Origin of the sequence: Pseudomonas sp. GM49 (genome assembly GCF_000282355.1) — a bacterium.
In the GTDB taxonomy this organism is placed as follows: domain Bacteria; phylum Pseudomonadota; class Gammaproteobacteria; order Pseudomonadales; family Pseudomonadaceae; genus Aquipseudomonas.
The window spans coordinates 1-6,739 of sequence record NZ_AKJL01000292.1 but is presented as its reverse complement, the minus strand read 5'-3'; the positions used below and the strand labels follow the sequence as shown (position 1 = coordinate 6,739).

The following is a 6,739-nucleotide window of genomic DNA, read 5'->3' as shown; positions in this document are numbered from 1 at the left end:
AACCCCAATTGCGAAAGCAGTTGGGGTTTTGTTTTTGTCCACGGGAAAACGAATTTACTGCCCCAGCCGTTCCAGCGTGTGCTCTAACGGTTCCAGCGACACACAGATAAAACCATCAAGCGGTCGATTGAGTTCTTCCACCAGCAAGATTGTCGCTGCCGTCGACAGGGCACACACCAACAACACGACGACAATGGTGCCATTGCGTGGTGCGAACAGGCCGAACGAGCCGAAGATAGTCGCCAGCCACGTCACCAGAATCACCAGCATCACCGGCGGGATCGATTGGTTGGATTGCAGCAGGGTCAGCCAGCGGTCGGCAAACACAGTCTCGATGTCTTGCAATGCGGTGGCTTTGAGCGCGCGCTGATCATCGTTGGCGGGAGACAGTGATTCCACCCGGCGTTGCAGACTTTCGGAGCGACGGATCACTTCGGGGCTATCGAGTGTTGCAATCTGACTGCGATCGCGTGAAGCGAGAGTTTTCGTGACTTCGGCATAGTTATGCTTGAGCTGAGTGCGGATGTCCTGGGTGTCGGCACCGTAACGGGCCAGCACGCGGTCGAATTGAACCACTTTCGCCGCCGCGCCCTCCAGTTCGGCATTGGCCGTATCGAATGTACCTTTGGCAGATGAAACGAGCAGGCCGAGGACCAGCGCCGACATCGTCGCGATGAGCCCGGTGGCCAGCTTCACCACCGTCACGGAGTCGTCGCTCAGATGATGGCTCGGTAATCGCTCCCTCACGTACGAACCCAGTAGTGCGCTGCCGAACAGACAGGCGAAGACGATGAGGGCGATCACCGCATCATTCAAGTTCAACCTCCTTGATCACGATGCGTTTGAGTTTGCGCCCCTCGATGGCCCTCACGTCGCGAGCCCGTAACGGCCCGTTGGCATAGGCCCCCACCGCCTGAAGAGGGTCAGCAGGTTGCTGATCAATCCGCCAGCCAGTAGCAAGAATTTGAAACGAGTGGACCAGGGCTCGTCGTGGGTCGGCATAGTGGATTCCTCCTCGGGTCCGCTGCAATCCGTATGGCTAGTTGACGGTAGCAGACAGGCCGGGAGTTGCCAGAACGCCCAACCTTTTCAGGTTGGGCTATTTTGCGCCTTGAAGACTGTCGATCGACTGAGGTCTTTCACTGATCTTTTTCGCAGTTAACCATCCACGACACGCCAAAACGGTCGACCAGCATGCCGAAGCGTGCGGCCCAGAACGTGGTCTCCAGTGGCATTTGCACGGTGCCACCCACCGCCAGCGCATTAAAGACCCGTTCGGCCTCGGCAATGCGGTCGACGTTGAGTGAAACCGAACAGGCACTCATTTTATCGACGGGGCGATCAGGTGTAGTGTCCGACCCCATGATTACCTGATCGCCAACCACCAGGCGGGTATGGATGATCAGGTTGTGCAGATTTTTGGGGACGTGTTCAGCGGCAGGGGTTTCACCGAAGGTCAACATGGCTTCGTTCTGGCCTTGCAGGCACTGGGCATAGAACGTGAAGGCGGCTTTGCAGTCACCGTTGAAGATAAGGTAGGGATTGATTTTCATGGTCGGCTCCAGGTGCTCAAGTACACACATCGGTTTGGACGCCGGGTTTGTCGGCGAATTCCGATTGTGTCGAGCCGACAAGCAAAGCGCTAAATCGTCGTCGAAGCCTGGGTTTCTTTAGATGTTTTTTCTATAGGTCGTGCGAGGCTTATCGCCTCCGGTACACGCCGTGGCGCAAGCACACGCTCAATCGCGCCGCTTACCATGCTCTCCAGCAGTTCATCGCGTTCCTGTTCGTCCAGCACATGGGGCGTCAGCCAGCTGGGAGCGCTGTTGAGCAGGGCACCAATGGCATGTCCAGCGGCCAGCAGGCCTTGCTCGCTGAAACGGGACTTCGCGCCCAGCATCTTCAGCAAACTGCGCTCATATTGCTCGCGCAATTGCTGAACCCGAACCTGTTGTTCTTCGTTCAGGCAACCGCTGTCGCGCTCCACCAGACGAAAATGCCAGGGCATGTCCCGATGCAGATTCAGGTGCGCGCGGATCAGGCTGTTGAGTTTGTCGCGTTTGGCCGGGGTTTTTTGCTGGATGCGTCCCAGGGTGGCCAGCAGTTCCTCGTAGAACTCTTCGATCAGGTCGAGCAACAGATGCTGTTTGCTGGGGTAATGGTGGTACAGCGAGCCTGGAGAGAGCCCCAGGCACGTTGCGAGCTCACGCATGCCGACCTGGCCGAACCCCTTGCAGGCAAACAGCTCCAGGACCTTGTCCCGGTACTCGGCAAAGCGCGAGCAACGCTCAGGCATAGGCATGGAAGCCGCGCCCCGTTTTGCGCCCGAGGTAACCGGCAGCGACCATTTCCTTGAGCAGTGGCGCCGGGCGATATTTGCTGTCGTTGAAACCGTCATAGAAGGCTTCAAGGATCGACAACAGGGTATCCAGACCAATCAGGTCCGCCAGGGCCAATGGGCCGATAGGCTGATTGCAGCCCAGGCGCATGCCGGCGTCGATGTCTTCGGCGCTGGCCAGGCCTTCCTGGAACACCAGGATCGCTTCGTTGATCATCGGCACCAGAATCCGGTTGACCACGAAGCCTGGACGGTTACCGGCGGTGATCGCGGTTTTGCCGAGGGTGGTCGCCATGTCCAGCGCGAGTTTGTGGGTCGCGTCACTGGTTTGCAGGCCGCGGATGACTTCGATCAGGCCCATCACCGGCACCGGGTTGAAGAAGTGCAGGCCAATGAAGCGCTCAGGCTGGCTGACACTGGCGGCAAGCTGGGTGATCGACAGCGACGAGGTATTGGAGGCAATCACGCACCCGCTGCTGACCTGCGCGGCGATCTGTTGCAGCACACGCAGTTTCAGGTCGAGGTTTTCCGTCGCCGCTTCGATGACCAGTTGCGCGTTATGCAGGCTGCTGTAATCGGTGCTGGTGCGGATTTTGTCGAGGGTGGCCTGTTTCTGCTCCGGGGTCAGGGTTTCCTTGGCGATCTGCCGGTCGAGGTTTTTACCGACCGTTGCGACGGCTTTTTGCAAAGCGCTTTCGGAAATGTCGAGCAAGGTCACGTTGAAACCGGCCAGGGCGCAGACTTGCGCGATGCCGTTGCCCATGGTGCCCGCGCCGATTACCCCGATGTTTTGCAGATTCATGTTCCCATCCTTCGATCAAACCCTGCGATACCTTGGCCGCGACTGCGGTCGAAGGCGTACTATTGCCGCGAGTCTAGAGCCGGCAGGGCGGTTGTCCTATGCCAAAACTGTTCAACGGCACTGATGTTTTTTGCCATTCGGGTGATGAGAGAGAAGCGTACCAATGCGGGAAAAGGACTCGGTTGCCGCCTATTTCGTGCAGGCAATGATCCATGGGCTGAGGGACGATCCGCAGCGCGTGAAGGCAGTGCTCGAACAGGCGGGCATTGATCCGGCGGTCATGCAACAACCCACGGCGCGGGTGCCGGCCAACGCGTTTGCGGCGTTGTGGCTGATCCAGATCCGCGAGCTCGACGATGAGTTTTTCGGGCTCGATTCCCATGGCATGCCACCGGGCAGTTTTGCCCTGATTTGCCGGGCCTTGATCCAGGAACCCGATCTGCATAAGGCCATGCGTCAGTGCCTGGCCAACTTCGGGTTGTTCCTTCGCGACTTTCGCGGCTCGCTGGCCGTGCGTGGCAAGCGTGCGGTCATCAGCCTGGAAACCTGTTCGACGGACAACGATGCCAGCCGGTTTGGTGAAGAAACGTTCCTGGTGTTGATGATCAGTCTGCTGTGCTGGTTGGGCGGGCGGCGCATTCCCATTGACCGTGCGGACTTCCGCCATTCGCGCCTGTCGCTGGGTGACGACCGCCTGCTTTGGGGCCCCAACCTGACCTTTGGTGCCGAGCGCACCGAAATCGAATTTGCCAGCCACTACCTGCGCTTGCCGGTGGTTCAGGATCTGGCGTCGCTGAAAGTGTTTTTGCGTACCGCGCCGCAATGGCTGGTGATCCGCTTCCGTAACCAGCACGGCCTGGCATCACAGGTTCATCAGCGCTTGCGCGGCAGTCATTACAGTGAATGGCCGACCTTGCAGGCCTTTGCCCTGGAGCAGCACCTGAGCCCCAGCACCTTCCGCCGCAAACTGGAACGTGAGGGTTGCTCCTACCAGGAGATCAAGGACGAAGTCCGTCGGGGCGTGGCCTTTGAGCAATTGCGCCAGAGTGAGGCGAGCATCAGCGATATCGCCGAGCAACTGGGTTTCCAGGAACCCAGTGCCTTCCATCGGGCGTTCAAGAAGTGGACCGGGGAAAGTCCGGGGCGTTATCGGGCCCGTTATCAGGGGGAACAGGGCGAGTAGATCGCCACCCTTCAGGAACCCTGTGATCCCTGAGCCACCGACGGCCCGGCCAATTGATGGGGGCTTGCCTTGAGCAAGCCATCAAGTGCCTGGCGATACTGGTTTCCACCCAGGCTCATGCTGTTGTTGTGTGTACCGCCGGGTACCAATAGCAAGTGCTTGGGTTCCTGGGCGGCATTAAATAATTGCTGGCTGAATCGTGAAGGCATGAACGGGTCGGACAGGCCGTGGACCACCAGCAGCGGCATGTCGATATCGACGATCTTGTCGATGGAGTCGAACTTCTGCGACAACAGCCAGCGCACTGGCAGCCAATTCACGGGAAGGTTGTTGTCGGCCACTTCCGTGACTGCATCGCCCAACGACGTGAAGGAAGACTCGATAACCAGACCGCGCACCGGTACCGCGACATGCTGTTTTTTCGCCTGTGCTGCCAGGTCTGCTGCGAGGTTGATAGCCACTGCACCGCCCAGCGAATGCCCATAGATCAGACGCTTGTTGGCGTCCGGTTGCATCGCGGTAAAGCGCTCCTAGGCGACGTGTGCGTCTTCGTAGACACTGGCTTCCGAGGGCAAATCCCCTTTGCTCTGACCGAAGCCGCGGTAGTCGATGGCCAGCACTGAATAGCCCATGGCACGTAATTGCTCGATGCGAAACGCCTGGCCAGTAAGGTTCCAGCGCACCCCATGCAGGTAGAGGATTGACGGCGCATCGCGGCGGGCGGCTGGCCACCACCAGGCATGCAGGTTTTGCCCGGCCTTGTAGCTGGCGGGCTTGATATCGAACTCCTGAACATCTTGCGGCAGGCCGCGATACCAGCCCGCCGTGCCTGGTTCGATGCGGAACAGCAACTCGCGCTCTTTATATTTGAGCGCCCCACAACTTACCGGCAAGCCAACTACCAGCACAGCCATGCACAGCCACGACAGCCAGCGTCGGCGCAAGTGAACGAGGAGGGGAGCAGACATTGATCGGCCCGACAGAACGTGAAGCACGGGTTTTAACAGATGAAGTCGTGTATCAGGAGATTTTTCCGACCATCGTTGAGGCGCAGCGGTTACAAATTGCTGCCTCCGGGTGCTGGCGTTGTATCAGTCCATACGCAGGACTATCTTGCCGATGTGATCGCCCGCTTCCATCCGGGCGTGGGCCAGTGCCGCGTCAGTGAGCGGGTAAACCTGGTCGATCAAGCAACACCCGGATGTTCGGGTGCAACTGGACGCCACTACACAGATTCTCAGCCAGGCAAAACGCGAAGCGGACATCGCCCTATGACATCCGGCTGGTGACCCACGCGGACCTGCGGCACACGGCCAGGGTCCGGGCGGTGATTGATGAGATTGTCGTGGGGTTCGCCGGGACCGGTGAATAACCTGTAGGAGCGAGCTTGCTCGCGATGGCGGAGTGTCAGACGACATCACTGTTGAATGACACAACGCATCGCGAGCAAGCTCGCTCCCACAGGGAATTGTCATGGCATTTCCGGCAGTTCCTGTGGGCGCAGGTCGAATACCAATACTTCGGCATCCACGCCGTTGCTCAAGGTCAGCGCCTGTTCTTCGCGAACCCGCACACCGTCGCCTTCCTGCAACAACATTCCGTTGAGTTCGACGCTGCCCCGGGCCACATGCACATAGGCGTAGCGGTTGGCGGCGAGCTCCAGGGTGGCGCTTTCCTTGCCGTCGATCAGGCCTGCATACACCCGCGCGTCCTGACGCACCTTGAGCGAACCCTTGGCGCCGTCCGGCGAGATGATCAGTTGCAGGCGCCCGCGCTTCTTCTGGGTGCTGAAGTGCTCTTGCTGATAGCGCGGTTTGGCACCGCTGACGTCGGGCACGATCCAGATTTGCAGAAAGTGCACCGGCCGGGTGCTGGAGTGGTTGAATTCACTGTGGGCCACGCCGCTGCCTGCGCTCATCAGTTGCACGTCGCCGGGACGGATCACCGAACCGGTGCCCAGGGTGTCCTTGTGTTCCAGGGCCCCTTCCAGCACGTAGGAGAAAATCTCCATGTCGCGGTGCGGGTGCTGGCCGAAGCCTTTACCGGCGGCGACGCGGTCGTCGTTGATCACCAGCAGGTCAGAAAAACCCTGCTCTTTCGGGTTGCGATAGTTGGCGAAGGAAAAGGTATGGAACGACTTCAACCAGCCGTGATTGGCCAGGCCACGATCCGAGGCTTTGCGAAGAGTCAGCATGATGAAATCTCCTGTAGGGACGTGAATTCGTCCGACTGAGGAGAAGGTTAATGTTTACTGGCTGGTGCAATAAGTAGATGAAAACTGAAATACTGTCTCTGCCAGATTGACAATCTTCGGGTGCGAATCAGCTATTCTTTTCCGACGTCTGGCCTGCGGCTGGCCATAATGCACAACACCGAAACCTGTGGGAGCGAGCTTGAACTGGCCTAATGATTTTGG

The 6,739-nt window shown here is 58.9% G+C and carries 6 protein-coding genes and 3 pseudogenes; 2 read left to right on the top strand and 7 right to left on the bottom strand.

What is annotated here, in order from left to right; all coding sequences use genetic code 11:
• Positions 1-54: 54 nt before the first annotated feature.
• From PMI29_RS03745 to PMI29_RS03760, 4 genes are all read right to left on the bottom strand, one after another.
• Complete coding sequence (locus PMI29_RS03745; protein ID WP_008003104.1) at positions 55-816, bottom strand: bestrophin-like domain; 762 nt, start codon at positions 814-816, stop codon at positions 55-57.
• 323 nt (positions 817-1,139) lie between these two features.
• Entirely contained in the window at positions 1,140-1,553 is a 414-nt protein-coding gene (locus PMI29_RS03750) for a VOC family protein (protein ID WP_008003100.1), read from the bottom strand.
• An 89-nt stretch (positions 1,554-1,642) separates the two neighbouring features.
• Positions 1,643-2,302, bottom strand: a complete 660-nt coding sequence (locus PMI29_RS03755; RefSeq protein ID WP_008003098.1) for a TetR/AcrR family transcriptional regulator — start codon at positions 2,300-2,302, stop codon at positions 1,643-1,645.
• Positions 2,289-3,140 (bottom strand): 3-hydroxybutyryl-CoA dehydrogenase, encoded by an 852-nt coding sequence (locus tag PMI29_RS03760; RefSeq protein ID WP_008003096.1) that lies wholly within the window; start codon positions 3,138-3,140, stop codon positions 2,289-2,291. The genes PMI29_RS03755 and PMI29_RS03760 overlap by 14 nt, the downstream gene beginning before the upstream one ends.
• Before the next feature lie 163 nt (positions 3,141-3,303).
• On the opposite strand from PMI29_RS03760, the gene PMI29_RS03765 reads away from it, so the two are divergent.
• On the top strand, positions 3,304-4,323 hold the full coding sequence (locus tag PMI29_RS03765; RefSeq protein ID WP_008003094.1) for an AraC family transcriptional regulator: 1,020 nt from the start codon (positions 3,304-3,306) through the stop codon (positions 4,321-4,323).
• An 11-nt stretch (positions 4,324-4,334) separates the two neighbouring features.
• On the opposite strand, the pseudogene PMI29_RS0130445 reads toward PMI29_RS03765, so the two are convergent.
• Positions 4,335-5,291 (bottom strand): annotated as a pseudogene (locus PMI29_RS0130445) (alpha/beta hydrolase).
• Positions 5,292-5,414: 123 nt separating this feature from the next.
• Positions 5,415-5,528, bottom strand: a pseudogene (locus tag PMI29_RS32125) (zinc-binding dehydrogenase); the annotation flags it as partial.
• A gap of 53 nt (positions 5,529-5,581) precedes the next feature.
• Between PMI29_RS32125 and PMI29_RS32120 the strand changes: the two are divergent.
• A pseudogene (locus PMI29_RS32120) lies at positions 5,582-5,695 on the top strand (LysR family transcriptional regulator); the annotation flags it as partial.
• Positions 5,696-5,794: 99 nt separating this feature from the next.
• Here PMI29_RS32120 and PMI29_RS03770 read toward each other — a convergent pair.
• Positions 5,795-6,517, bottom strand: a complete 723-nt coding sequence (locus PMI29_RS03770) for a pirin family protein (protein WP_008003089.1) — start codon at positions 6,515-6,517, stop codon at positions 5,795-5,797.
• Between the last annotated feature and the right edge of the window lie 222 nt (positions 6,518-6,739).

Bases quoted from the DNA above. Each gene is read 5' to 3' on its own strand.
- PMI29_RS03750 (WP_008003100.1), bottom strand. From the start codon at position 1,553: ATGAAAATCAATCCCTACCTTATCTTCAACGGTGACTGCAAAGCCGCC.
- PMI29_RS03755 (WP_008003098.1), bottom strand. From the start codon at position 2,302: ATGCCTATGCCTGAGCGTTGCTCGCGCTTTGCCGAGTACCGGGACAAG.
- PMI29_RS03760 (WP_008003096.1), bottom strand. From the start codon at position 3,140: ATGAATCTGCAAAACATCGGGGTAATCGGCGCGGGCACCATGGGCAAC.
- PMI29_RS03765 (WP_008003094.1), top strand. From the start codon at position 3,304: ATGCGGGAAAAGGACTCGGTTGCCGCCTATTTCGTGCAGGCAATGATC.
- PMI29_RS03770 (WP_008003089.1), bottom strand. From the start codon at position 6,517: ATGCTGACTCTTCGCAAAGCCTCGGATCGTGGCCTGGCCAATCACGGC.